The organism is Kribbella shirazensis, from assembly GCF_011761605.1.
Classification (GTDB): Bacteria; Actinomycetota; Actinomycetes; order Propionibacteriales; family Kribbellaceae; genus Kribbella; species Kribbella shirazensis.
Genome location: NZ_JAASRO010000001.1, coordinates 8,189,164 through 8,212,957, shown reverse-complemented (window position 1 = coordinate 8,212,957; position 23,794 = coordinate 8,189,164). Strand labels below are relative to the sequence as shown.

General features: G+C 69.3%; 24 protein-coding genes. 17 read left to right on the top strand and 7 right to left on the bottom strand.

The genetic code is table 11. The annotated features are described in order from the left end of the window. Window positions 1-3 precede the first annotated feature (3 nt). Genes BJY22_RS39130 through BJY22_RS39105 form a run of 6 tightly spaced genes read left to right on the top strand, consistent with a single transcriptional unit; the run spans window position 4 to window position 4,105 of the window. Window positions 4-693 carry an AzlC family ABC transporter permease gene (locus BJY22_RS39130; protein WP_167217100.1) on the top strand — a complete coding sequence of 230 codons (690 nt, stop codon included), beginning with the start codon at window positions 4-6 and terminating at the stop codon, window positions 691-693. After that, window positions 690-1,013 (top strand): AzlD domain-containing protein, encoded by a 324-nt coding sequence (locus BJY22_RS39125; protein WP_167217098.1) that lies wholly within the window; start codon window positions 690-692, stop codon window positions 1,011-1,013. The genes BJY22_RS39130 and BJY22_RS39125 overlap by 4 nt, the downstream gene beginning before the upstream one ends. 20 nt (window positions 1,014-1,033) lie before the next feature. Beyond that, a complete protein-coding gene (locus tag BJY22_RS39120; protein ID WP_167217096.1) occupies window positions 1,034-1,702 on the top strand; it encodes a hypothetical protein in 669 nt (222 codons plus the stop codon). Beyond that, window positions 1,699-2,409: a tyrosine-protein phosphatase gene (locus BJY22_RS39115; RefSeq protein ID WP_167217094.1), complete on the top strand. Its 711-nt coding sequence runs from the start codon at window positions 1,699-1,701 to the stop codon at window positions 2,407-2,409. The genes BJY22_RS39120 and BJY22_RS39115 overlap by 4 nt, the downstream gene beginning before the upstream one ends. A gap of 42 nt (window positions 2,410-2,451) precedes the next feature. Then, window positions 2,452-3,351, top strand: coding sequence for an ABC transporter permease (locus tag BJY22_RS39110; RefSeq protein ID WP_167217092.1), 900 nt, complete (start codon window positions 2,452-2,454; stop codon window positions 3,349-3,351). Then, the gene (locus BJY22_RS39105; RefSeq protein ID WP_167217090.1) at window positions 3,338-4,105 is read left to right on the top strand and encodes an ABC transporter ATP-binding protein; all 768 of its coding nucleotides are present in this window, start codon (window positions 3,338-3,340) and stop codon (window positions 4,103-4,105) included. Before BJY22_RS39110 ends, BJY22_RS39105 begins: the two co-directional genes overlap by 14 nt. A gap of 5 nt (window positions 4,106-4,110) precedes the next feature. Here the strand turns inward: BJY22_RS39105 and BJY22_RS39100 are convergent, their stop codons facing one another. Both BJY22_RS39100 and BJY22_RS39095 read right to left on the bottom strand, forming a co-directional pair. Continuing rightward, complete coding sequence (locus BJY22_RS39100; protein ID WP_167217088.1) at window positions 4,111-5,115, bottom strand: glycosyltransferase family 2 protein; 1,005 nt, start codon at window positions 5,113-5,115, stop codon at window positions 4,111-4,113. Between the two features lie 6 nt (window positions 5,116-5,121). Beyond that, window positions 5,122-6,621: an LCP family protein gene (locus BJY22_RS39095; protein WP_167217086.1), complete on the bottom strand. Its 1,500-nt coding sequence runs from the start codon at window positions 6,619-6,621 to the stop codon at window positions 5,122-5,124. 257 nt (window positions 6,622-6,878) lie between these two features. Between BJY22_RS39095 and BJY22_RS39090 the strand changes: the two genes are divergently transcribed. From BJY22_RS39090 to galE, 4 genes are all read left to right on the top strand, one after another. Next, window positions 6,879-7,721 (top strand): S1 family peptidase, encoded by an 843-nt coding sequence (locus BJY22_RS39090; protein ID WP_167217085.1) that lies wholly within the window; start codon window positions 6,879-6,881, stop codon window positions 7,719-7,721. A 64-nt stretch (window positions 7,722-7,785) separates the two neighbouring features. Then, the gene (locus tag BJY22_RS39085) at window positions 7,786-9,873 is read left to right on the top strand and encodes a spermine/spermidine synthase domain-containing protein (RefSeq protein ID WP_167217084.1); all 2,088 of its coding nucleotides are present in this window, start codon (window positions 7,786-7,788) and stop codon (window positions 9,871-9,873) included. Next, on the top strand, window positions 9,870-10,499 hold the full coding sequence (locus tag BJY22_RS39080) for a class I SAM-dependent methyltransferase (RefSeq protein ID WP_167217083.1): 630 nt from the start codon (window positions 9,870-9,872) through the stop codon (window positions 10,497-10,499). The genes BJY22_RS39085 and BJY22_RS39080 overlap by 4 nt, the downstream gene beginning before the upstream one ends. 61 nt (window positions 10,500-10,560) lie before the next feature. Continuing rightward, on the top strand, window positions 10,561-11,514 hold the full coding sequence (gene galE, locus BJY22_RS39075) for a UDP-glucose 4-epimerase GalE (protein ID WP_167217081.1): 954 nt from the start codon (window positions 10,561-10,563) through the stop codon (window positions 11,512-11,514). Here galE and BJY22_RS39070 read toward each other — a convergent pair. Together BJY22_RS39070 and BJY22_RS39065 are read right to left on the bottom strand one after the other, a co-directional pair. Then, the gene (locus tag BJY22_RS39070; RefSeq protein ID WP_337759803.1) at window positions 11,511-12,290 is read right to left on the bottom strand and encodes an SDR family NAD(P)-dependent oxidoreductase; all 780 of its coding nucleotides are present in this window, start codon (window positions 12,288-12,290) and stop codon (window positions 11,511-11,513) included. The two genes, galE and BJY22_RS39070, sit on opposite strands and share 4 nt — an antisense overlap. Window positions 12,291-12,292: 2 nt before the next feature. Further along, complete coding sequence (locus BJY22_RS39065; protein WP_167217077.1) at window positions 12,293-12,973, bottom strand: TIGR03089 family protein; 681 nt, start codon at window positions 12,971-12,973, stop codon at window positions 12,293-12,295. Window positions 12,974-13,083: 110 nt separating this feature from the next. Between BJY22_RS39065 and BJY22_RS39060 the strand changes: the two genes are divergently transcribed. From BJY22_RS39060 to BJY22_RS39040, 5 genes are all read left to right on the top strand, one after another. Next, a complete protein-coding gene (locus BJY22_RS39060) occupies window positions 13,084-13,971 on the top strand; it encodes an SIP domain-containing protein (RefSeq protein WP_167217076.1) in 888 nt (295 codons plus the stop codon). A 9-nt stretch (window positions 13,972-13,980) separates the two neighbouring features. Next, on the top strand, window positions 13,981-15,318 hold the full coding sequence (locus tag BJY22_RS39055) for a hemolysin family protein (RefSeq protein ID WP_167217075.1): 1,338 nt from the start codon (window positions 13,981-13,983) through the stop codon (window positions 15,316-15,318). Further along, window positions 15,315-16,394: a hemolysin family protein gene (locus BJY22_RS39050; RefSeq protein ID WP_167217074.1), complete on the top strand. Its 1,080-nt coding sequence runs from the start codon at window positions 15,315-15,317 to the stop codon at window positions 16,392-16,394. The genes BJY22_RS39055 and BJY22_RS39050 overlap by 4 nt, the downstream gene beginning before the upstream one ends. Window positions 16,395-16,634: 240 nt before the next feature. Next, entirely contained in the window at window positions 16,635-17,705 is a 1,071-nt protein-coding gene (locus BJY22_RS39045) for an NAD(+)/NADH kinase (protein ID WP_167217073.1), read from the top strand. 11 nt (window positions 17,706-17,716) lie between these two features. After that, window positions 17,717-18,811 carry a mannose-1-phosphate guanylyltransferase gene (locus BJY22_RS39040; protein WP_167217072.1) on the top strand — a complete coding sequence of 365 codons (1,095 nt, stop codon included), beginning with the start codon at window positions 17,717-17,719 and terminating at the stop codon, window positions 18,809-18,811. Window positions 18,812-18,940: 129 nt separating this feature from the next. Here the strand turns inward: BJY22_RS39040 and BJY22_RS39035 are convergent, their stop codons facing one another. From BJY22_RS39035 to cofD, 3 genes are all read right to left on the bottom strand, one after another. Then, the gene (locus BJY22_RS39035) at window positions 18,941-19,606 is read right to left on the bottom strand and encodes a DUF3105 domain-containing protein (RefSeq protein ID WP_238350579.1); all 666 of its coding nucleotides are present in this window, start codon (window positions 19,604-19,606) and stop codon (window positions 18,941-18,943) included. A 138-nt stretch (window positions 19,607-19,744) separates the two neighbouring features. Next, window positions 19,745-20,719: a coenzyme F420-0:L-glutamate ligase gene (locus BJY22_RS39030; protein WP_167217069.1), complete on the bottom strand. Its 975-nt coding sequence runs from the start codon at window positions 20,717-20,719 to the stop codon at window positions 19,745-19,747. Continuing rightward, on the bottom strand, window positions 20,716-21,693 hold the full coding sequence (gene cofD, locus BJY22_RS39025; protein WP_167219245.1) for a 2-phospho-L-lactate transferase: 978 nt from the start codon (window positions 21,691-21,693) through the stop codon (window positions 20,716-20,718). Before cofD ends, BJY22_RS39030 begins: the two co-directional genes overlap by 4 nt. 126 nt (window positions 21,694-21,819) lie before the next feature. On the opposite strand from cofD, the gene BJY22_RS39020 reads away from it, so the two are divergent. Both BJY22_RS39020 and BJY22_RS39015 read left to right on the top strand, forming a co-directional pair. Beyond that, window positions 21,820-23,070 (top strand): hypothetical protein, encoded by a 1,251-nt coding sequence (locus tag BJY22_RS39020; RefSeq protein ID WP_167217067.1) that lies wholly within the window; start codon window positions 21,820-21,822, stop codon window positions 23,068-23,070. A 328-nt stretch (window positions 23,071-23,398) separates the two neighbouring features. Further along, window positions 23,399-23,650, top strand: coding sequence for a WhiB family transcriptional regulator (locus tag BJY22_RS39015; protein ID WP_020389877.1), 252 nt, complete (start codon window positions 23,399-23,401; stop codon window positions 23,648-23,650). Window positions 23,651-23,794: the final 144 nt, after the last annotated feature.

The following is a 23,794-nucleotide window of genomic DNA, read 5'->3' as shown; positions in this document are numbered from 1 at the left end:
CCCATGCGTTCGATCTGGCGAACACTCGATCCGGGACTCGCCCGCGACATCGGCCTGGTGTGCCTGGCCGACGGCGTCGTGGGGGTGTCGTACGGCGCGATCAGCGTCGGGGGCGGGCTGCCGTTGTGGGTGCCGGTCCTGTTGTCGGTCGTGGTCTTCGCGGGCGCGTCGCAGTTCCTCTTCGTCGGGATCGTCGCGGCCGGCGGGAGTCCGATCGCGGCGATGATCGCGGGCCTGCTGGTGAACAGCCGGCACCTCGCGTTCGGTCTGGCGCTCAGTGACGTGATCGGCCGCGGCTGGCGGCGGTGGCCGGGCAGTCACGTGATGACCGACGAGAACGTCGCGTTCGCGATGGGCCAGGACGAGCTCGAGCAGCGCCGGGCGGCGTACTGGGCCGGAGGGATCGGCATCTTCGTCTGCTGGAACCTCGGGGTCGTCGTCGGCGGTCTGGCCGGGTCGGTGATCACCGACACCGATGTGTTCGGGCTGGATGCCGCCTTCCCGGCGGTCCTGCTCGCGCTGGTCCTGCCGGCCCTGCGCGATCGGTCGACGCGTACGGCGGCACTCGTCGGCGTCGTGGTCGCCCTGGCGGCAACTCCGTTCTTGCCTGCCGGTCTGCCGGTGCTGCTCGCCCTCGCCGGGCTGCTGTTCTACCGCGCGGGGAAGCCCGCGCTGGAGGAGGTGGTGCGATGAACAACACCGCTGTGCTGCTGATCGGGATCGGGGTGCTTGCTGTGGGCACCTTTTCGATGAGGTTCGCGGGGCCGGCGCTGCGGAGCCGGGTCGAGGTGCCGGAGCGGGCGCAGCAGGTGCTCGCAGCGGCGGCGATCGTGCTGCTGGCCGCGCTGGTCGCCACGTCCGCGCTGACCGACGGTCATGGTCCCGCGGGTGTTGCACGACCGGCCGGGGTGCTCGTCGGTGGTGTCCTCGCGTGGCGCAAGGCGCCGTTCGTGCTCGTGGTGGTGGCGGCAGCCGCGACCGCGGCGGGTCTCCGGCTGCTCGGCGTGCCCTAGGTAGCAGATACGGTGCGGGTATGACGACGTACCCCGGGATGCCCGCGGCACCGAAGAAGTCAGTCCTGCCGACGATCGCGATCGCCTGTTTGGTGATCGGCGTGCTGGTGACCGGGTTCTTCGTCTACCGGATCGTGGTGACGGTGCCGGGGACGCCGCAGCCGATCGAGGCGGGCATGGTCCACCTGGAGAAGGAGGGCCTGACGATCTACGCGTCCGTCCCGGTGCTGACGCCGGCGTGCGAGGCGCAGGACGCGAGCGGCAACGACGTACCGCTCAAGGGCCCGACCGGCTCGGAGACCATCACGATCAACGACGACACCTGGTACGTCGTGGCGCGCTCGACGCAGCCGGTACCGGCCGGGGACTACAGCATCTCCTGTACCGACGACGAGACGAGCGCGACGTACGCCGCCGGACCGAAGTCGTCCGTGGTGGCGTTCGTACTGTCGATCCTCGGCGCGGTCTTCTCGTTCCTGATCTTCGTCGGCCTCGGCGCCACGCTGCTGACCGTCGGCGCAGTCCGGAAGCGCCGCGGCAACCGCCCGACGAACACGTTCCCCGGCCCGCCAGGTGCCCCGAGCAACTACTCTCAGCAGCCGCCGACGACCCCGCAGCAGAGCAACACGTTCCCCGCGCCCCCGCCGTACAACCCGGGTCCGAACCCGGACCGCCCTCAGGACAGGTGACCGCATTGGATCTCGACTGGCCCGGCTGCCGCAACGTTCGTGACGTGGGGGGTCTGCCGACCGCGGACGGGCGGGTGATCAGAGAGGGCGTGCTGATCCGCGCCGAGAGCCTGCAGTACCTGACCGACGACGGGGTCGAGTGCGTCCGGCGGTCCGGGGTGAGCCGGATCCTCGACCTGCGCGGCGATGCCGAGGTCGCGATCGCGCCGACGCCGTTCACCGGTACGGCGCTGGCGGTACGGCAGTCGCTCGCGGATCCGGCGGACCCGGATCACGGGCAGCCGACCATCATCGAGGCGTGCACGTGGATGCTGGACAAACGGCCGGAGCTGTTCGCGGCCGCGGTGAAGGCGATCGCGGACGAGCCGGACGGCGCCGTGGTCGTGCACTGCCACGGCGGCAAGGACCGCACCGGCATGATCGTCGCGCTGGCGCTCAGCGTCGCCGGCGTACCGGAGGAGGAGATCGTCGCCGACTACTACCTCACCCGGTCGCGGCTCGCGGGCTGGCTCGAGGAGCAGCTGGCCGACGAGCCCGACACCTCGAAGCACCCGGAGATGATCGAGTTCCGCGATACCCGGGCCGAGTCGATCGTCGCGATCCTGCGGCATCTGGACACGACGTACGGCGGGCCGGAGGCGTACCTGCGGCACGGTGGTCTGACGGACGAGGATCTGGCGAGACTGCGAGCCCGCCTGGTGGCCTGACCTGCGTCAGGGTTGCATCACGCAGCGCAGTACATTGGCGCAATGCCGACCGCCGGGACCGATCCTGCTGGGACCGACCCTGCTGGGCTCGCAGGGCTGGCCGAACGCTACGGACTCAGCAAGAGCTCGATCCGCCCGTCGCTCGGGTCCTATCTGCGCGAGCTGTGGAGCCGCCGCCAGTTCGTCGTCAGCTACGCTGCAGCACGCACCTACGCCATGTACGCGGGGGCTCGTCTCGGCTCGCTCTGGCAGGTGCTGACGCCGCTGCTCAACGCGGCGGTGTACTACTTCGCGTTCGGCGTCCTGCTCGGCACCAAGAACGGCATCGACAACTACGTCGCCTTCCTGCTCAGCGGCATCTTCGTGTTCACGTTCACGCAGCGCTGCATGACCGAAGGGTCGCGCTCGCTGGCGCTGAATCTGTCGCTGATCCGTACGCTGCACTTCCCGCGCGCGACACTGCCGATGGCCTACGTGCTGAACGAGCTGAACCAGATGCTGGTCTCGTTCGGCATCCTGTTCGTGGTCGTCGGGTTCACCGACGGACCGACGTGGCGCTGGCTGCTCGTCGTACCGGCGATGCTGCTGCAGGTGATGTTCAACATCGGCGTGACGTTGATCTTCGCGCGGATCGGGACGTTCGTCTCCGACATCACGCAGTTGCTGCCGTTCGTCACCCGGACCTGGTTGTACGCGTCGGGCATCTTCTTCTCGCTGCCGGGCAAGCTGGCCGAGATCGACGCCCCGGGCTGGGTGACCCAGCTGCTCGCGTTCAACCCGATCTCGGCGTACGTCGACATCATCCGGCGGTCGCTGCTCGCGGAGCACGAGCCGAACGAACTGCCGTACGCCTGGCCGATCGCGGTCGGCTGGTCGGTCGTGATGCTGGTCGCCGGGTTCTGGTACTTCTGGCAGGCGGAGGATCGCTATGGGCGAGGCTGAACCCACGGTGATCGCCGACCGGCTGGACATCGTCTACAAGGTGATTGCGGGCCAGGGCGGCAAGGGGACGGCGGCCACGGCGTTCCGGCGGATCCTGAAGCGCCAGGACCGGCCGACGATCCGTGAGGTGCACGCGGTCAAGAACGTCACGTTCACGGCGTACAAGGGCGACGCGATCGGCGTCATCGGGCGCAACGGCTCCGGCAAGTCGACCCTGCTGCGCGCGATCGCCGGCCTGCTGCCGCCCGAGTCCGGGGCCGTCTACACCGGCGGCCGGCCGTCGCTGCTCGGCGTGAACGCGGCGATGATGAACGACCTCACCGGCGACCGCAACGTGGTCCTCGGCTGCCTCGCGATGGGCATGTCGTCGGCCGAGATCGAGCGCCGGTACGACGAGATCGTGGAGTTCTCCGGGATCGGCGACTTCATCGACCTGCCGATGTCGACGTACTCCTCCGGGATGGCGGCACGGCTGAAGTTCGCGATCGCGTCCGCGAAGACGCACGACATCCTGCTCGTCGACGAGGCGCTCGCCACCGGGGACGCCGAGTTCCGGATCCGGTCGGAGCGGAAGATCAAGGAACTGCGCGAGCAGGCCGGGACGGTGTTCCTGGTCAGCCACAGCCTCGACGTGGTGCAGGAGACCTGTAACCGCGCCCTCTGGCTGGACGCGGGCGTCCTGCGCCAGGACGGCCCGGTCGACGAGGTCGTCGCCGCCTACATCAAGTCGACGCGGGCCAAGCCGGCGAACTAGGGGAGTTAGACGGCTTTCGGGCGCTCGCGGAGGCCGACCAGGAAGCCCAGGCCCCAGGAGACGTGCATGGTCGCGCAGACCAGCGGCATCCAGAACAGCGCCTTCCACGGCAGGTAACGGCCCTCGACCGCGGAGCCGACGATCAGCAGCAGCGCGTACCCGAGCGGGGCCAGGAAGCCCAGATCAAGCCAGCTGATGCCGGTGGCCAGGCCGATGATGCCGAGGATCGTGCCGACGGCCAGGCCGATGACGGCGACCGGCGGCGCCAGGTACCGCTTGCTGGCGGTCTCCGGGTGCCGGCGGATCACCTCGCGGCGCCACTGGCCGGTGTGGAAGAACTGCTTGGCCACCGCGGACAGCGAGGACCGCGGCCGGTACGTGACGGACAGATCCGGGCTGAACCAGATCAGGCCGCCGGTCTTGCGGATACGGTAGTTCAGCTCCCAGTCCTGGGCCCGGTGCATGGTCTCGTCGAACCCGCCGACCCGCTCCAGGGCGGCCCGCCGGAACACCCCGAGGTACACCGTGTCGGCCGGGCCGGCCTTGCCGCCCTGGTGGAACGTCGACGCGCCCAGCCCCAGCCGAGAGCGGTACGCGCAGGCGACTGCCATCTCGGTCGGCGTCCGGCCCTCGGCGGCCATCACGCCGCCGACGTTGTCCGCGCCGCTCTCGTCCAGCACCTCGACCGCGCGGGTGATGTACCCGTCGGTGAGCGCGCCGTGGCCGTCGACCCGGACCAGGATGTCGTGCTTGGCGTGCGCGATCCCGACGTTCAGCGCGGCCGGCGTCTTGCCGGTCGGGTTCGGCACGATGCTGATCCGGTGGTCCCGCTCGGCCAGCTTGTCCGCGATCTCCTGGGTCCGGTCCTTGCTCGGGCCGATCGCCAGCACGACTTCGAGCTCGCCCGGGTAGTCCTGTTCGAGAACGCGGCCGACTGCCTCCTCGAGATGGCGTTCCTCGTTCAGCACGGGCATCACGACGGATACGGGTGGCCAGTGGGACAGCGGCATATCAGGTCAGGCCTTACAGATCGAGGCGACGTCGTCGACGCCGGTGGCGGGTGTGGTCGGTGAGCTGGTCGGTTTCTTCGTGCTTGCGGTGCTCGGCTTCTTCGTCGTACTGCTGCTCGGGTTACTCGACTTGCTGGTGCTGCTACTCGGAGTGCTCGAAGTCTTACCGTCTCCTCCCGAGCCCTCCTTGTCCAGCGATTCGGACTTCGCGATCGCCTCCGCGACCTTGGTCCTGATCAGCGCGAAGTCCGGGTCGCCGGTGTGGATCAACGGCGGGACCGCGGAGAAGCTTGACACCGGCAGCTTCTTCGCGTCCAGCGCGAGATCCGTGAAGGTGCCGAGTTCACTGGCCGGGATGCTGGTCTTGACCACCTCTTTACTGGCCGAGGCGATGCCCTGGAACTTCGTCAGCACGGTCTGCGGCGAGAGCTGGTTCAGCATCGCGGACATCACGCACTTCTGCCGCGCCATCCGCTCGTAGTCCGACGACTCGGCCCGGGACCGGGCGAACCAGAGCGCGTGGTAGCCGTCCAGGTGCTGGTTCTTGCCGGCCTCGATATAGCCCTTGATCGGCGAGCTGCCGCCGCCGATCGGGACCCGCTTGCCGATGTCCAGGGTGATGCCGCCGACCGCGTTCAGCAGGTCGCGGAAGCCGGCCAGATCGATCAGCACGAAGTAGTTGATCTTCAGCCCGGTGACCGCCTCGACGGCCTGGGTGGTCGCGGTCTCACCGGGGTTCGGGTTGCCGGGGAACAGGTTCTTGTGGTTCACGGCGTACGTGTAGACCGCGTTCAGCAGGCACTCGGTGCCGCAGTTCTTCCACCTGAAGCCCTCGGGGAACTGCTTCGCCATCGCCGTACCGGCCGGGAACGGGACCTTGGCCAGGTTCCGCGGGAGGCCGACGAGGACGGTCCGGCCGGTGTCGGCGTCGATGCTGGCCACGGTCAGGCTGTCCGGCCGGGTGCCGATCCGGTCCGCACCGGAGTCGCCGCCCATCAGCAGGACGTTGTAGCGGCCCTTCTCGGCCTTCGACTTCTCGCCGCTGCCGAACACGCTGGCGACGAAGTCGCGCTGGGTGTTCACGATCACACTGGCGTAGATCAGTGCGCCGACGACCACGAAGATCAGGACGCCGTCGAGGATGCTGGCGGTCAGCCGGTGGTTGCGCTCCAGCATCAGCGGCTGGCCGAGGCGGTACGCGTCCACGAACAGCGCGGCCCAGCCGAGCGCGAGCAGGATGAGCAGCACCTGGACGATCCGGAGCGTGCCCGGACGGGCCAGGATGTTGATCGTGCCGGACCGCCAGATCAGGCCGAGCAGCACGAAGAAGATCACGATCGCGACCAGGCCGGCGACCACCCGCCAGGCCCACCGGCCGGCCTTCCGGCTGCCCGCGACGATCTGCGCGGATCCGGGCAGCACCAGCGTCATCAACAGCAGAGTCAGCGCCCGCTTGAACCGGACCGGCTCGCGGAGATTGCGCAGGTCTGGCTTCTCCTGCGGCATGACGTCCTTCCGTTCTCCTGCGGGCGGCTCTGCCGACCGTACCTTGTCCCCCAACTGACGCTTGGTAGGACGTGCCGGGTGGGCGGATGGTTCGGGGCGGGCCGGATCCGGAGACGAAGAGTAGCAGTCTGGACACGGAGTGCAGGAAAACCCCTGTGCTGACCCTGTGGACACCCGGATTCACGCAACTGTGATGGAGACCGGTGGGCGGATGCGTTACGAAGTGCAGCAAGTACAACCAGTGAGGACACCGCCCCATGAAACTGTTCCGTACACTCCTGGCCGGTACCACGGCCGCCACAGTGACATTTTTTGGCAGCCTGCTCGGTACGAGCTCGGCCCAGGCCGCGCCCGGTGCCGACTTCACCGGGATCGCGGCGCTGAGCAACTGCTCGGCCTCCCTCGTCCGGTACGCCGAATCCGTCGACACCGACAAGGCCCTCGTGCTCACCAACGGGCACTGCTACGAGGGCGGGTTCCTGCAGCCCGGCCAGGTCCTGGTGAACAAGACCTCGACGCGGTCGATCACGCTGCTCAAGCCGGACTCGAGCAGCGCCGGCACGATCCGCGCCGAGAAGATCCTGTTCGGCACGATGACCAAGACCGACATGATCGTGTACCAGGTCAGCGAGACCTACGGCGCGATCAAGAGCCGGCTGAACGTGACCCCGCTGACGCTCGCCAAGCAGGGCCCCGCGGACGGCGCCGGCATGGCCGTGGTGTCCGGGTACTGGAAGCGGATCTACACCTGCTCGGTGCAGGCGACGATCCCGCAGCTCCGCGAGGGCGACTGGACCTGGCAGAACTCGATCAAGTACCAGCAGCCCGGTTGCGAGACGATCGGCGGTACGTCGGGTTCACCGGTCGTGAGCACTTCGACCGGCGAGGTGATCGGTGTCAACAACACGGGTAACGAGGACGGCGAGCGCTGCACCCTGAACAACCCCTGCGAGGTCGACGCCGACGGCAACGTCACGGTCGACCAAGGAGCGGCGTACGGCCAGCAGACCTGGTGGCTCTACACCTGCCTGACCGCGAACCGCACCCTCGACCTGAACAAGTCCGGCTGCGAACTCCCCAAGCTCGCCCGTCGCCGCTGACCAGTTCGTCACATGCCTGGCGGGGTGACGCACAACACCCTGATATCCGGTAACGTCGCCCCGCATGGCAGTCGACTCCGCTACTGATCAAGTCGTCACGACCGGTTGGCCCAGCCCGTTCGGTGTTCGGACACGGTTGGTCGCCTCCAGCGCGCTGATGCTGTTCGTCGAGCTCGCGCTGATCCGCTGGACCGGGTCCAACGTCGTCCACCTGAGTTACTTCTCGAACTTCGTGCTGCTCGGCTCGTTCCTCGGTATCGGGATCGGTGTGCTCCGGTCCAGCCGGGCGAAACGGCTGCCGTTCTACTCGCCGATCATGCTCGGCCTGCTGGTCCTGGTGATCGCGTGGAAGCCGGTGACCGTCGACCGCGGCAGCTCCTCGAGCGTCATCTACTTCACCAGCCTGAACACGACCGGCCCGCCGGTCTGGGTGATCCTGCCGATCGTCTTCGTCGCGGCCGCCGTCGTGCTGGCCGGCCCGGCCGAGCTGGTCGGCCGCTGTTTCGCGGAGCTTCCGCGACTCACGGCGTACCGCTTCGACCTGGTCGGCAGTCTGATCGGGATCATCACGTTCACCGCGCTGTCGTTCCTCGGCGCGCCGCCGATCTGGTGGGGCGTGCTGGTCACCGCGATGTTCGGGCTCCTGATGATCCCGCGCTCCGCGGCGGTGCCCGGACGGAGGGCGGTCGCCACCGGGGTGAGTGCCGCGTTGGTGCTGTCGCCGCTGCTCGTGATGCTCGGCGTGCTCTTCCACGAATCGACGCGGCCGGACAACTCCTGGTCGCCGTACTACAAGGTGCAGACGAAGAAGTCGACGTGGGAAGGCGTGCCGCTGCTCACCATCACGGTGAACGGGGTACCGCACCAGCAGGCGATCCCCGCGGACGCGCGGCTGCAGTGGGAGCCGCAGTACGGGCTGCCGTACGAGCGGGCGAACGCCGGCAAGCAGCCGAAGAACGTGCTGATCATCGGCGCCGGCTCGGGGTCGGACGTGGCGATCGCGCTGAAGAAGGGCGCGACGCACGTGGACGCGGTCGAGATCGACCCGGAGATCCGGGACATCGGCAAGGCGCTGCACCCGGACCGCCCGTACCAGGACCCGCGGGTGTCGTCGCACATCGACGACGGTCGCGCGTTCCTGTCGCGGACGGACAAGAAGTACGACCTGATCCTGCTGGCGCTGCCGGACTCGCTGACGCTGGTGAACGGTGCGAGCTCGCTGCGGCTGGAGAGCTACCTGTTCACCCAGCAGGCGTTCGAGTCCGCGCGTGACCACCTGAACCCGGGTGGCGCGTTCGCCATGTACAACTACTACCGCGAGACCTGGCTGATCGACCGGCTGGCGTCGACGGCGGAGCAGGCGTTCGGGCACAAGCCGTGTGTGGACAAGATCGGCGACGGTCTGCAGCAGGCGGTCGTGACGGTCGGGCTGACCGAGAAGGACCAGACCTGCGGGGCCGAGTGGGCCGGCGCGACCGAGGCCACGCCGCCCCCGGCGACCGACAACCGCCCGTTCCTGTACCTGTTCACCGACCGGATCCCCGGGCTGTACCTCGTGACGCTCGCACTGATCCTGGTCGCCGGTCTCGTCGGCGTCGGCATCGCCGGCGGCGGCGCGTCGTACCGGCGGATGCGTCCGTACGCGGACCTGTTCCTGCTCGGTGCGGGCTTCATGTTGCTGGAGACCAAGAGCATCACCGGGTTCGCGTTGCTGTTCGGTACGACGTGGGTGGTCAACGCGATCGTGTTCGCCGGCGTGCTGGTGGCGGTGCTCGCGGCGGTCGAAGTGACGAGACGGTTCAAGACACCGCCGATGAAGGTGATGTTCGCCGTACTGTTCGGCGGGCTCGCGCTGTCGTGGGTGTTCCCGGACAGTTGGCTGCTCGGGATGCCGGTCGGGTTGCGCGCGGTGGTCGCGGTGCTGATCGCGTTCCTGCCGATCTTCGCGGCGAACGTGATCTTCGCGAAGCGGTTCACCGACACAGCTGACGGCACTGCGTCCTTCGGCGCCAACCTGCTCGGCGCGATGCTCGGCGGCTGCCTCGAGTACGCCGCGCTGATCATCGGCTTCCACGGCCTGCTGATCATCGCCGCACTGCTGTACGTCGGGGCGTTCCTGCTCACACCCAAGACGAGATCAGTCTCTGGATGAGCGAGCTGGCCGACTACTACCGCGAGCGTGCCACCGAGTACGACGCGGTGTACGAGAAGCCGGAGCGGCAGGACGACCTCGCACGTCTGCGGGCCCTCCTGCCGCCGCTCGTCGCCGGCCGCTCGGTCCTGGAAGTTGCCGCCGGCACCGGTTACTGGACGACCGCACTCGCGACCACCGCGGAGAAGGTGGTCGCCACCGACCTGAACGACGAGACCCTCGCCGTCGCCCGGACCCGGTCGTACGGCCCCGCCGAGGTGCGTTTCGAGACTGCGGACGCGTACGACCTCGGCGCGGTCCCGGGCCGCTTCGACGCGATCTTCTCCGGGTTCTTCTGGTCGCACGTGCCGCGGGCCGACGTACGGCGGTTCGCGCAGGGGCTGCTGGAGCGGGTCGAGCCGGGTGGCGTGGTGATCTTCGCCGACAACCGGTTCGTGGAGGGCAGCAACCACCCGATCACGCGGACGACGGCCGACGGCGACACCTACCAGACGCGGCGGCTGTCGGACGGGCGTACGTTCGAGGTGCTGAAGAACTTCCCGGCCCGGGAGCAGTTCGCGGCGGACGTCGGGCGGCCGGTGGAGTGGACCGAGTTGACGTACTTCTGGCTGGCGACTGTCTGCTGATTGGTACGGATTCGGCCCGTTCACGGGGCCGCGGTCAGGTTCTGGTGGCAGGATCATGGACATGACGTGGCTCGTGACTGGTGGTGCTGGGTACATCGGAGCGCATGTGGTGCGGGCGTTCCGCGACGACGGGATCGACGTGGTCGTGATCGACGACCTGTCGAGTGGCAAGGCGGAGTTCGTGCCGGACGGCGTGCCGTTCGTGCGGGCGAACCTTCTCGACGGTACGGCGGTGCGTGAGGCGCTGGACGGGGTCGACGGTGTCGTCCATCTCGCCGGGTTCAAGTACGCCGGGGTGTCGGTGGAGCGTCCGCTGCACACCTACACGCAGAACGTGACGGCGATGGTGACGCTGCTCGAGGCGATGGCGGAGCAGGGCGTCCGCAACCTCGTCTTCTCGTCCAGCGCCGGTGTGTACGGGACGCCGGAGGTCGAGGTTGTCACCGAGGACACCCCGCCGGACCCGCAGTCGCCGTACGGCGAGTCGAAGCTGATCGGTGAGTGGCTGCTCCGCGACCAGGCGGCCGCGACCGAGCTGCACCACACCTCGCTGCGCTACTTCAACGTCGTCGGCTCCGGGGACCCGACCGTGTACGACGCGAGCCCGTACAACCTGTTCCCGATCGTCTGCAACCTGCTGACGCAGGGGAAGGTGCCGCAGATCTACGGCACCGACCACCCGACCCCGGACGGTACGTCGGTCAAGGACTACGTCCACGTCGCGGACCTGGCCCGCGCGCACGTCGCGGCCGCCCGCGCGCTCGAGTCGGGCAAGACCCTCGAGCGCGTCTACAACCTCGGCAGCGGCACCGGTACGTCGGTCCGCGAGATCATGGACGCCGCCCGCCGGGTCACCGGCATCGACTTCACCCCGACCGAGGGCGCACGCCGCCCTGGCGATCCGTCCCGCGTCGTGGCGAACGGGGATCTCGCCGCCCGCGACCTGGCGTGGCAGAACACCTACACCGTCGACCAGATGTTCGCGACCGCCTGGGAAGCCTGGCCGAAGGCCTAGTACTCCTTCTTGAAGGCTCCCGACGGCGTCAGGTCGAGGACGCCGGGGCCGGTGAGGACGCCGCCCTCCACCGGGAGGGTGTGGCCGGTGATCCAGGAGGCGTCGTCGGAGGCGAGGAAGGCGACGGCGGCCGCGATGTCCTCGGGCTCGCCGATCCGGCCGAGCGGGTACATCTCGGCGAAGCGCTCCAGGGTCTCCGGCTGGTCGTCCCAGTTCGGCGTCCGGATGGTGCCCGGGGCAACCACATTGAACCGGACGCCGAGGCCGCCGTACCGGGCCGCGTAGTTGACCGTCATCGCGATCTGCCCGGCCTTGGCCGCGGAGTACTCGACGTTGCCGAAGGCGGCGATCCCGTTGACCGAGCTGATCGTGACGACGTTCCCGCGGTTCTTCACCAGTTGCGGGAGCGCCGCCTGGATGCAGCGGGACGCGCCGACCAGCGTCAGGTCCAGCTGGGCGTGGAACTCCTCGGCGGTCGCGTCCTCCGGCACCGAGCGGACGATGCAGCCGCCGGCGTTGTTCACCACGACGTCCAGCCGGCCGAACCGCTCGACCGCGGCCGCGACCGCCGCGTCCACGTCGGCGCGGTTCGTGACGTCCACGCGCACCGGTAGCGCCTGCTCGCCGATCGCGGCGGCGACCTCGCCGGCCTTCTCCTCCTGGAGATCGGTCACCACCACCGAGGCGCCCTCGGCCGCCAGCCGCCGCGCGACCGCGGCCCCGATGCCCTGCGCCGCCGCCGTGACCAGCGCTACCTTGCCCTCGAACCGCCGCACGTTCACCCCTCCAAGACCTGGTCGACCTTCTCGTCCGTGACCCGGCGCTCCAGCTTGGCGGCGTCCAGGTTGCGGCAGAGCACGATCGAACCACCTCCCGCGATCACACCGACCAGCAGTCCCAGTCCTTGCCGGTCGGTCAGCGTCCGCGTCACGAGGATGCGGTCACCGATCGGGTCCGCCGTACCGATCAGGTCCTCGTGGGTGAGGTCGTCGTACGCCGGGGACGTGGGCGTCGGCACGTCGTACGGCGAGAACACGTCGGGGTGGTTGTAGACCTCGGCGCCGTAGTCGTGCACGCCGTCGGGCAGCGGCTCGCGGAAGCGCCCGCCGAGGGGGAGGAGCGCGGACGCGACGGTCTCGCGTGCGCCGCGGATCGCGAAGTCCGGTCCGGTGATCGCGAGGGTGCCGGTCCCGCTGGTCAGCGCCGCGCCGGCCGACCAGGTGGACAGCGCCCAGACCACGCCGAGCCAGTGCGGCGGCAGGCCGATCGCGACGGTCTCGCCCGCCTCGAGGTCGTACTCGTCGACCAGCAGGTTCGCGGTCTTCGCGACCCAGTTCGCGGTGGTGAGCGTGCTCAGCTCGATCCGCTCGCCGCTCGCGTCGTCGTAGTAGGTGAGGAACGGGCCGGCGCCGTCCCGGCGGACCGCGGCCGCGAACAGCTCGGGCAGAACTCGTGACATAGGGCCCAGCCTACGGTTCAGGTCCGGGCGTCGGGCCGGGCCTCGGGGCCGCGGTCCACCCCTCGGTAAGGCCCTCGTCGGTCCGTGGTGGTTAGGTTAGCCTAATTTCCGTGAGGGGTGCGACGATACGTGCGGAGATCAGGCGGCTGACGCGGTCGGGGGACTCCCGGTTGATCTGCCCGGTCCGGGTCGAGACGATCGAGTCGTTGACCTCGCGGTTCAGCCGCGTCACGGTGCAGGGCGACGGACTGGCGGCGTACCGCACCATCCGTCCGGCCGACGCGTTCAAGCTCGTCATCCCGCCGGACGGGATCGGCAGCGTGCGGATGCCGAGGATCAGCCCGGCCGGCGCCCCGGTCTGGCCGTCGGACCGGCCGGCGCCGCTGACCCGCGGCTTCACCGTCCGCACCTTCGACCCGGCCACCCGCCGGCTCGTGTTCGACGTCGCGCTGCACGGTGACGGTCCGGCGATCACCTGGCTCGCCAACACCCGTCCCGGCGACACCGTCGTCCTGCTCGGCATGCGGCGCGAGTTCCACGCCGGGGACGTCGACCATCACCTGCTGATCGGCGACTCCACCTCGTTGCCCGCGATCGCGAGCATCGTCGAGAGTCTCGACGTACCGTCAACCGTTTTCCTGCAGGCGGAAACTCCGGCGGAACGCGCGCTGGTGGAGGGCGACGTGCAGTGGATCCACTCGCCGCCGCTGAGCGGTCCGGGCAGCCTGCTGGAGCAGGCGGTCCGGGCGTTTCGCCGGCCGCCGGGGCGACTGCAGGCGTGGTGCGCGGCCGAGGCCGGAGTGGTCCGCTCGATCCGTCCGTACCTCGTCGACGAGCTCGGCGTCGGTCGCGACGACCTGCACACGGTCGCGTACTGGATCGCCGGCGAGACGGCGGAGCGCGGTGACGTGGTCCGGATGCAGGCGTTCACCCGGGCCGCCGAGGAAGGGCTCGACGCGACCGACCCCGCAGTATTGCAGTCGCTGGAGTTCTCATAAGGTCGTGCCATGCTGATCCTGGCCGGTCTGGGCCTGATCCTGGTGCTGACCGTTGCCACCGGCTACTTCGTGGCGCAGGAGTTCTCGTACGTCGCCGTGGACCGGAGCCGGCTGCAGACGCTGGCCGCGGACGGTGACGCGGCGGCCGGGCGGGCGCTGAAGGTCACCGCGCGGTTGTCGTTCGTACTGTCGGGTGCACAGGTCGGCATCACGATCACCGCACTGCTGGCCGGGTACGTCGCCGAGCCGTATCTCGGTCAGGGCCTGGAAAACGTGTTCGGCGCCGCCGGGGTCCCGGAAACCGCGAGCATGTCGATCTCGGTGGTCCTGGCGTTGCTGATGGCAACGATCATCCAGATGGTGTTCGGTGAGCTGGCGCCGAAGAACCTGGCGATCGCTCGCGCGGAGTCGATCGCGCTGCGGCTGTCCCGGTCGACCCTGGTCTACCTGGCGGTCGCGGGGCCGCTGATCCACCTGTTCGACTCGGCGTCGAACCGGATCCTCCGCCGGGTCGGCATCGAGCCGGTCGAGGAGCTGCCGCAGGGCGCGACCCCCCAGGAGCTCGACCGGATCATCGAGACGTCGTACGAGCAAGGACTGCTGGACCAGGACACCATGCGGCTGCTGGACCGCGGCCTGGACTTCCGCGGCCGGACCGCGGGCGAGGCGATGGTCCCGCGGGTCGACGTGATCACCATGCACCGCGACGAGCCGCTCACCCGCGTGGTCGAGCTGCAGGACACCGGGCACAGCCGGTTCCCGGTGATCGGTGCATCGGTCGACGAGGTGATCGGTGTGGTCGCGATCGGTGACGTGGTCGAGCTCGAACCGGCCGATCGCGCGACGATCGCCGTCGGTTCGCTGGCGTCGGCGCCGGTCGCCGTACCGACGACCCTCCCGCTGCCCGGTGTCCTGGAGCGGCTGCGGGTCGCGCGGCGGCAGCTCGCGATCGTCGTCGACGAGTACGGCGGGTTCGCGGGCATCGTGTCGCTGGAGGACATCGCGGAGGAACTGGTCGGGGAGATCCGCGACGAGGACGACCTGCCCGAGACGGGACCGGTGCAGGGCGGGGACGGCTCGTGGGTGGTGCCGGCCAGATGGCGCCTCGACCAGGTCGAGGAGGCCACCGGCGTACCACTGCCGGACGGCGACTACTACGAGACGGTGTCCGGTCTGGTGATGGCGCGGCTCGGGAGGATCCCGGTGGTCGGCGACTCGACGGTCGTGGAGCTGCCGCACCGGATCGATCACGAGGGGCGGCCGGTCCCGGCCGAGTTCGTCCGGCTCACGGTGCAGACGATCGAGCGCCGGGTGCCCGGGATCGTCGTGATGGAGCGGACGGCATGAGTACCTCGCTCGCTCTGATCATCTCCGTCGTCCTGCTGGCGCTGAACGGGTTCTTCGTCGCGGCCGAGTTCGCGTTGGTGGCGTCGAAGCGGCATCGGCTCGAGGAGGCGGCCGCGTCCGGGAGCCGCTCGGCGCGGGCCGCGATCGCCGGGGTCAGCGAGCTGTCGTTGATGCTGGCGGGGGCGCAACTCGGGATCACGTTGTGCACGCTGGGTCTCGGATCGTTGAGCGAGCCGGCTGTTGCTCACCTGCTGCATCCGCTCTTCGAGCTGGCGCACATCCCGGAGGCGGTCGGCCATGTGATCGCTTTGATCATCGCGGTGGCGGGGATCGGTCTGTTGCACGTGCTGCTCGGGGAGATGGCGCCGAAGTCGTGGGCGATCAGCGACCCGGAGCGGTCGGCGCTTGTCCTGGCGCTGCCGTTCCGCGGGTTCACGTACGTGTTCCGGCCGCTGCTGATCGTGCTCAACTGGCTCGCCAACCTGTGCGTGCGGCTGGTGAAAGTGACGCCGCAGAACGAGATCGCCAACGCGCACGGCCCGGACGAGCTGCGGCTGCTGATCGAGTCCTCGCGCGAGCACGGCACCCTCGAGCAGCCCGAGCACGAGCTGCTGACCGCGATGCTCGCGTTGCAGAACACCACGGTCGGGCAGGTGATGACGCCGATCGACCAGCTGTCGACGGTCCCGACGACGGCTTCGGCCCGCGAGGTGGAGCTGACCAGCCGTCGCGAAGGCCACTCCCGTCTCGCCGTCGTCAGCCCGGGTCCCGACGGATCCGCCGGGATCTGCGGCATCGTGCACGTCCGCGACGCGGCCCGCGCGACGACCGCCGGCGACACCACGAGCCGCGCGTCGGACCTGATGACGGCGGCGCTCGAACTCGGGGACAACACCCCGGTGGCGAAGGCGATCCGCACCATGCGCGACGAACGAGCCCAGCTGGCCGTCGTCTGCGGCGGCGACCACGCCATCGGCGTAGTAGCCCTGGAAGACCTCCTGGAAGAAGTCATCGGCGAATTCGACGACGAAACCGACCCCATCATCGCCGCCACCCGCCCCGAGCCCCCCGCCTGACACGCACGCCCGCCCCGAGCCCCCCGCCTGACACCCACGCCCGCCCCCAACCACCCGCGCATACGCCGCCCAGCCGTCGCACTCTGGTGGGTCTGCGTCCGAGATGCTGGGTCTGCGACCCGTATTCGGCTCGCAAACCCAGCATCTGGTGGGTCAACCCACGAGCGGTGGACGAACGGCGCGCGCCGTGTCAGAGGGGAGCGGGCGGTACCGTGAGGCGGGGAGCGCGGAGGAGGGTTTGTGGCGATCAGGCGAGTGGGGCTGGTGGTTCATCAGGGGCGGGCGGTGGCCGTGGAGACCGCCGGGACCGTGCGCAAGTGGGCGGCCGATCACGGGATCGGGTGCACGGACATCGACGTCTGGAAGGACCACCAGGAACGGCGGACCGGGACCGACGAGCTGCACCACGCCGGCGACCCCGACCTCGTCGTCACGCTCGGCGGCGACGGGACGTTCCTGCGCGGCGCCCGGATCGCGGCGAAGAACAACGCCGCCGTCCTCGGGGTCGACCTCGGGAAGGTCGGCTTCCTCACCGAGGTCGCCTGCAAGGACGTCGAGGAGGCACTGGAGGCGGTGCACCACGGCGGAGCGGCGTACGAGGAACGGATGACGCTGACGATGCGGGCGTCGCGGCCGCTGGAGATCCCGAGCGGGATCGAGTCGCTGCTGCGGTACGGGCACGGTCCCGCGCTGCCCCCGCCGCCGGTCCGGCACGAGATGGCCGAGGGCGACGGCTGGGGGATGGCGCTCGACGTCACCGCGCTGAACGACGTGGTGGTGGAGAAGCTGGCGCGCGATCACCAGGTGGCGCTCGGCGTGTACCTGTCCGGGCGGTTGCTGGCGTCGTACTCCGCCGACGCGGTGATCGTGGCGACGCCGACCGGCTCGACGGCGTACAGCTTCGCTGCCGGCGGACCGATCCTGTCGCCGAACACCGAGGCGATCGTGTTCACCCCGGTCGCGCCGCACATGACCTTCAACCGCACCGTGGTCGCGGCGCCGGACGAGCCGATCGCGCTGCGGGTCCTGCCGCATTCGGGACAGGCGGCGGTCAGCATCGACGGGCAGTTGCGCGGCGTTCTCGATCCTGGCGACTGGATCAGTGTCTACGGATCACCGCGCCGGTTGCGGCTTGTGCGGCTGCGCCCGACGGACTTCTACGGCAGGTTGCGCGACCGCTTCCGGCTCACGGACGCGCCTGCGACGGCGCTCGACGGTGAGGCCGAGCTGTTCTGGCAGCCCGCGGACTCGCCGGTTCCTCCGGACCTCCAGCACCTGAGGATTCCGCAGTCGCCTGGTGACGACCGGTAGGGTCTTTCCTCATGCGAAACGTGGTGATCCTGGCGGGTGGTTCGGGGACGCGGCTCTGGCCGATGTCCAGAGACGACAGGCCGAAGCAGGTGCTGCCGCTGGCGGCCGGGCAGTCGTTGCTGCGAGTGGCGTACAACCGGCTGCTGGGCCTGGTCGAACCGGAGAACATCTACGTGTGCACCGTCGGTGCGATCACGGACGTGGTGCGCAAGGAGCTGCCGGAGCTCGGCCCGCACAACATCATCGGTGAGCCGGCCCGGCGGGACACCGCGAACGCCGTCGGGCTCGCGTCCGCCGTGGTGGCGCGCAACGATCCGGACGCCGTGGTGGCGTTCGTCGGATCGGACCACCTGATCAGCCCGGAGGAGGAGTTCCGGGCGGCGATCGAGCACGGGTTCGAGGTCGTGGAGGCGCGGCCGCGGTCGCTGGTGACGTTCGGGATCGAGCCGACCCATCCGCACACCGGGCTCGGGTACATCGAGCGCGGGGCGCCGATCGAGGGTACGTCGGCGTACGTCGTGGACCGCTTCCGCGAGAAGCCGGACCGCGAGACCGCCGAGGAGTACCTGGCGACCGGACGGTTCTGGTGGAACTCCGGGATGTTCGTGTGGCAGGCGTCGACCGTGCTGAACGTGCTCGACGAACTCCTGCCCGAGTCCGCCGCACGCCTGCGCGAGGTCGCCGCCGTCTGGGACACCCCCGAGCGGGACGCGACCCTCGAGCAGATCTACCCGAACCTGCGCAAGATCAGCGTCGACTACGCGGTCATGGAGCCGGCCTCGCAGGGCAAGGTCGACGCGGACGTGGTCGTCGTACCGATGCCCGTGCACTGGCTGGACGTCGGCTCGTGGGCCGCGCTCGCCGACACGTACGAGGCCGACGCGAACGGCAACCGCACCGACAGGATCACCCTCAGCTGCCTGCTCGACTCCCACGACAACATCATCGTCACCGATGACCCGGACCACCTGGTCGCCGCCGTGGGCCTCCGCAGCCACATCATCGTCCACACCCAGGACGTCACCATGGTCTGCCCCCTGTCCGACGGCGAACGCGTCAAGGACCTGGTAGCCCAAGTCCAATCCGACCACGCCAACTACATCTGAGTTCTGTGATGCATGGGGGATGTGGTTTACCCACGCGTAGCACCGCGTGGGGCTTCCACGGTACTCGTCGTCCTACGACGAACGCCCCCGAGAGGAGTTGCTCTCGGGGGCGTTCACAGGTGCTGGTGGTCAGCCGCCGTTGGGTTCCTGGGCGTCGGCGGCGGGGTACTTCTCCATGAACTGCTTCAGGGCCTCGCCGCTGACCGAGCCGCAGAACTGGCGGTGGGCGAAGGACTTCTGGTCGGCGCCGGGGGCGCTCCAGTGGGCGAAGGCGAGGTTCTTGCCCTCGGGCCAGCCCTTGCCCTCATCCTGCTTGAACGGGGCGGCGATGAACTTGCCGATCGAGCTGTCGGGCAGCTTGGACTTGGAGATCTTCTCGATCTGGTCGATCTGGTCCTTCGGCAGCGTGTCCTTGTACCAGAGGATCGTGTAGCCGTGCTCCAGGTTGTGGACCAGGTGCTCAACCGCCGGACGGTCGTCCATCGTGTAGAACTTCTTGTCGAACGGCGCCCAGTTCGCGTAGTGCGGACCGGAGGACGGCGGGGAGACCGCGTAGGCGATCTTCTCCCCGTCGGGACGGTGGTCCTGGGTGCCGCCGCCGTCGTCGTTGGTGGGCGCGTCACACGACGCCGCCGACGCCGCGACGCCGAAGTCGGTGAGGGCCTGATTCTTGGTCCGGGAGTCCTGGATCAGCCGGATCGCCGGGTAGGCGATGATGGCCAGGCCGATCACGATCGAGGCGACCACGATGAGGATGGTGCGGCGCCGGTCCGAGCGGGCCTGCTCGCGCTGCATCTTCTCGATCATCTCGCGGCGCGACTGTTTCTGCGACGACGCTTTACCCACAGTGTTTGGTCTTCCCGGATTAGGGCGGCCACCGCGCCGCCGTGCGAAGGCAGTGTACGAGGCGACACTGAGAAGTTGCCTAGAAAACTACCGCGACCGTGAGCCGAACGTGACCGTCGCCTCGCTGCCCGGCCCCGGCCGGACCGTGACGCCGAACCCCTCGGCGTGCAGGAGTACGGCGAGCCGCTCGGCCACCATACCGACCGTCACGGGTTCTTCGCCAAAGACTGTGACAGCGTTGTCACCGACCTGGAGACGTACACCGTCGACGTCGGCGAGCAACCCCGACCACAGCGCCGGATCGGCTTCCCGAGTCCCGGCGGGCGATTGCCGGTCGAGTACGGCGGCCCGCGCGGCCTCCCGCGTCCCCAGGCTGAACATGTCGTGCTCGGCGTCCCGCACCAGCGCCCGCGCGCCGGGGCCGTGCTCGCCGATCGGCAGTACGGCGTCGTCCAGTCCACGCAGTACGGCGACCGGCACCCCGTCCGCCTTGCCCTTGACCAGTTCACTCGCACTGGCGATCTCGTCCGCCAGGGCGGGCTCGGTCACCGCAAGCACGTTGCCGTGACTGTCCGTCGTACCGCGGAGGTCCTCGACGACCGTGACGCCGGCGGCGCCGATCGCGAGGTCGGTCTGGCCGTTGCGCCACGGGCGGCCGAGCGTGTCCGTGACGACGATGCCGACGTTGACGTCGTACCGCTCCTTCAACGCGGTGCGCAGTGCGCGCGCCGACGCGTCCGGATCCACCGGGAGCAGCAGCACCGTGCCGGGGACCGTGTTGGACGTGTCGGTGCCCGCCGCGGCCATCACCAGGCCGTGCCGGGTCTGCACGATCCGGGTCTCGCCGCGTTGCGCGACGACCCGGACGAGCTCGGCGTCCACGGCGTCCCGGCGGGTGCCGTACGTCAGCCGGCCTTCCGCCTTGCTGACGATCTTCGACGTCACCGAGACGACGTCGCCGTCACGCAGGTCGGCGCTGTCCGCGATCAGTGCCGCCAGGTCGTCCCCGGCCGCCACCTCGGGTAGTCCGGTCACCGGGAAGATCTCCAGGTGCTTCCTCATCGCCGCACGGCCTCCGCGAGGGTCAGTGCCGCGTCAGCCATCGCGGCGGTGGTGGTCTCGTCCGTCATCCACAACGGCACCGCCTGCACGTGAATTCCGGCTCCGGCGATCGAATCCGCCTGGATCGCGTCGGAGGTGTCGATCAGCCAGCCGTCCAGGACGCCGCCGGACGCGCGCGAACCGTAGTACCGCGCCACCGCCGACGCGGTCGCCGCGACGCCCTCGGTGGCCAGCACCTTGTCGGCCATGCCGCGGACCGGGCCGGTGCCGATGATCGGCGACAGCCCGATGACCGGCGCCGGCGTCTCCCGGACCGCCTCCCGGATCCCGGGGACGCCGAGGATCGTGCCGACCGAGACCACCGGGTTCGACGGCGGGACGATCAGGACGTCGCAGTCCGCGATGGCTTCCAGTACGCCGGGAGCGGGCTTGGCCTTGTCCTGGCCGACGGCAACGATCTGGTGCGCGGGGATGCCGGCCTGGTAGCGGACCCAGTACTCCTGGAAGTGGATGGCCTTGCGCCGTCCGGGCTGCTCCGGGTCGTCCACGACCACGTGGGTCTCGATCCGGTCGTCACTCATCGGCAGCAACCGGACCGGGAGCTTCCAACGGGCGCACAGCGCCTCGGTGACCGCGCTCAGGCTGAAGCCGGCGTCGAGCATCTGGGTCCGCACCAGGTGCGTCGCGATGTCCCGGTCGCCGAGCCCGAACCAGGTCGGCTCCACGCCGTACGCCGCGAGCTCCTCCTTGATCACCCAGGTCTCGTCCTCGCGGCCCCATTTGCGCTCTTCCGAGATCCCGCCGCCGAGCGTGTACATCACCGTGTCGAGGTCGGGACAGACCCGCAGGCCGAAGAGCGTGATGTCGTCCGCGGTGTTCCCCACGACGGTGATCTCGGCGTCCGGACGGGCCTTGAGCAGCCCTCGCAGGAAGGCGGAACCGCCGATGCCGCCGGCCAGCACTGTCAATCGCATGGGCAATCGCATGGGAAGAGTCTGCACGAGTCGTCAATGCGTCGAACCACGGCACGACTATGCTGCGGTGAGTCATCACATCCGCACAGCTCAGTTGTACGGCCCCCCAACATCCGAGGAGCCCTCGTGGTCACCGACGCAACCAAGAAGCTCAGAGAGCCGGTCGCGTACATCCTGCTCGCTTTCGCCGGCCTGCTCGCGCTGGCCTCGTTGTTCCAGCTGTTCGTCGGCGGGATCGGCTTCGTCGCCGCTTCCGGCGGTGTGCACAGCATCATCGTCCCGCCGTCCATCACCTCGCTGGCGCTGATTTTCGCGCTGGTCGGTGCGGTGTGGATGGTGAACGAGGGCGAGCGGACGCCGAACGCACGGATCGTTGCGTTGGCCGCGCTCGCCATCACCGGTCTTTTCCTGCTCATCGGCCTGGTGGCCACGTTCGCGCAGTTCAACGGCAGCGGCACCGCCGGTGAGAAGATCGTCGGTTTCGTCGCGTCGCTCGGCGGCCTCGCGCTGTACGGCGCTGTCGGGTTCTACCTGCTGAAGACGTTCCAGGCGCTGCCCGCGCCGGTCAAGGCCCCGAAGCCGGGTCAGTTCCAGCAGCAGGGTCAGCCGGGGCAGTTCGGCCAGCAGGCGCCGTACGGTCAGCAGGGGTTCGGCCAGCAGGGCTACGGTCAGCCGGAGCAGCAGGGTCAGTACGGTCAGTACGACCAGGGCCAGCAGTACGGCGGTTACGCGGCGGGTGCCGCCGGCGCCGCTGGTGCTGCTGGTGGATACGCCGCGGCCCAGGGCGACCAGCAGCAGTGGCCGCAGGAGCAGAGCTGGAACCAGGGCGAGCCGCAGGCCTGGTCGGCCGGTGACGCCGAGGCCCAGCAGCAGTCCGGTCAGCACTCCGCCCAGCACTCTGCGCAGCACGCCGGTCAGCAGGAGCAGTCCTGGCCCGCGGAAGGCCAGGGCGTCGAGCCGACGCAGGCCTGGAACGCCGAAGGCCAGCAGCAGTGGGGCGGCCAGGAGCAGGCGCAGCAGTGGCCGCAGGAGCAGCAGCAGTGGGGCGGCGCCGACGCCGGCCAGCAGCAGTGGGGTGGCCAGGAGTACGGCCAGCAGCCGCAGGCCGGCCAGGAGTGGGGCCAGCCGGAGCACAGCACCGCTGAGGGCTCGCAGGAGCAGGCGGATGCTCAGCAGGGCCAGCAGGCCTGGCAGCAGGAGCAGGCCTGGCAGGCCGACGACAAGCCGGCCGCCGAGCAGCAGCCGAGCGCCGCGGAGCCCGCGCAGCCGGGCGAATCCGCCGACGAGACCCGGATCGACCCGCGGGTGGAGCCGGAGAAGAACGACCAGAACCAGCAGGGTCAGGGTCAGCAGGGCTGGTGGTCACAGCCTTCCTGATCAGGCGATCAGGGCAGCAAGCCCTTACCGAGCTTGAGGGAAAATCCCGGCAGTATGAAGTTTGAGCCCGGGTACACAGCGCGAGAGGCCTGTATCTACAGGCCTCTCGTTCTTTTGCGGGCATGTTGCGGATGATCCCAATAGCAGAGCACGGCTTGACTTTCGTGGATTGCAGGAATGTAATTTCAACCGTGTCGTTCGTTAGGACACTCGGTATCGGGGACCGTTGCAGAGCGCAGGACGGACGAGGTCAGGCATGTGGACCGCAAACCCACATGTACAGGGGAACGAACAGGGTCGAGGAGGTCGTACCGTGACAGAAGGCCTGATGGCGATTGTCGACGGTGAGGCGATCGAGGAGGAGCCGAACTGGCAGGAACGGGCGCTGTGCGCCCAGACCGATCCAGAGGCTTTCTTCCCGGAGAAGGGCGGATCCACCCGCGAGGCCAAGAAGGTGTGCCTCGGTTGCGACGTCCGGGGCGAGTGCCTCGAGTACGCGCTGCAGAACGACGAACGCTTCGGGATCTGGGGCGGTCTGTCGGAGCGGGAGCGCCGCAAGCTGAAGAAGAAGGCCGTCTGACGGTCCGCACGCACCAGACAACTACACGTTGGACTTCCGCGAGGCCCCGGGGTGATCATCCCCGGGGCCCGCGGCGTTCTGGCCTGGAGCCCGCGGCTTTCCTGACACTCCGACGGCGGCTGTATGGTGAGTCCTCGCCGGGAC

Coding starts and splice junctions, on each gene's coding strand:
- BJY22_RS39130 (WP_167217100.1), top strand. CDS start 4: ATGCGTTCGATCTGGCGAACACTCGATCCGGGACTCGCCCGCGACATC.
- BJY22_RS39125 (WP_167217098.1), top strand. CDS start 690: ATGAACAACACCGCTGTGCTGCTGATCGGGATCGGGGTGCTTGCTGTG.
- BJY22_RS39120 (WP_167217096.1), top strand. CDS start 1,034: ATGACGACGTACCCCGGGATGCCCGCGGCACCGAAGAAGTCAGTCCTG.
- BJY22_RS39110 (WP_167217092.1), top strand. CDS start 2,452: ATGCCGACCGCCGGGACCGATCCTGCTGGGACCGACCCTGCTGGGCTC.
- BJY22_RS39105 (WP_167217090.1), top strand. CDS start 3,338: ATGGGCGAGGCTGAACCCACGGTGATCGCCGACCGGCTGGACATCGTC.
- BJY22_RS39100 (WP_167217088.1), bottom strand. CDS start 5,115: ATGCCGCTGTCCCACTGGCCACCCGTATCCGTCGTGATGCCCGTGCTG.
- BJY22_RS39095 (WP_167217086.1), bottom strand. CDS start 6,621: ATGCCGCAGGAGAAGCCAGACCTGCGCAATCTCCGCGAGCCGGTCCGG.
- BJY22_RS39090 (WP_167217085.1), top strand. CDS start 6,879: ATGAAACTGTTCCGTACACTCCTGGCCGGTACCACGGCCGCCACAGTG.
- BJY22_RS39085 (WP_167217084.1), top strand. CDS start 7,786: ATGGCAGTCGACTCCGCTACTGATCAAGTCGTCACGACCGGTTGGCCC.
- BJY22_RS39080 (WP_167217083.1), top strand. CDS start 9,870: ATGAGCGAGCTGGCCGACTACTACCGCGAGCGTGCCACCGAGTACGAC.
- galE (WP_167217081.1), top strand. CDS start 10,561: ATGACGTGGCTCGTGACTGGTGGTGCTGGGTACATCGGAGCGCATGTG.
- BJY22_RS39065 (WP_167217077.1), bottom strand. CDS start 12,973: ATGTCACGAGTTCTGCCCGAGCTGTTCGCGGCCGCGGTCCGCCGGGAC.
- BJY22_RS39055 (WP_167217075.1), top strand. CDS start 13,981: ATGCTGATCCTGGCCGGTCTGGGCCTGATCCTGGTGCTGACCGTTGCC.
- BJY22_RS39050 (WP_167217074.1), top strand. CDS start 15,315: ATGAGTACCTCGCTCGCTCTGATCATCTCCGTCGTCCTGCTGGCGCTG.
- BJY22_RS39040 (WP_167217072.1), top strand. CDS start 17,717: ATGCGAAACGTGGTGATCCTGGCGGGTGGTTCGGGGACGCGGCTCTGG.
- BJY22_RS39035 (WP_238350579.1), bottom strand. CDS start 19,606: ATGCAGCGCGAGCAGGCCCGCTCGGACCGGCGCCGCACCATCCTCATC.
- BJY22_RS39030 (WP_167217069.1), bottom strand. CDS start 20,719: ATGAGGAAGCACCTGGAGATCTTCCCGGTGACCGGACTACCCGAGGTG.
- cofD (WP_167219245.1), bottom strand. CDS start 21,693: ATGCGATTGACAGTGCTGGCCGGCGGCATCGGCGGTTCCGCCTTCCTG.
- BJY22_RS39015 (WP_020389877.1), top strand. CDS start 23,399: ATGGCGATTGTCGACGGTGAGGCGATCGAGGAGGAGCCGAACTGGCAG.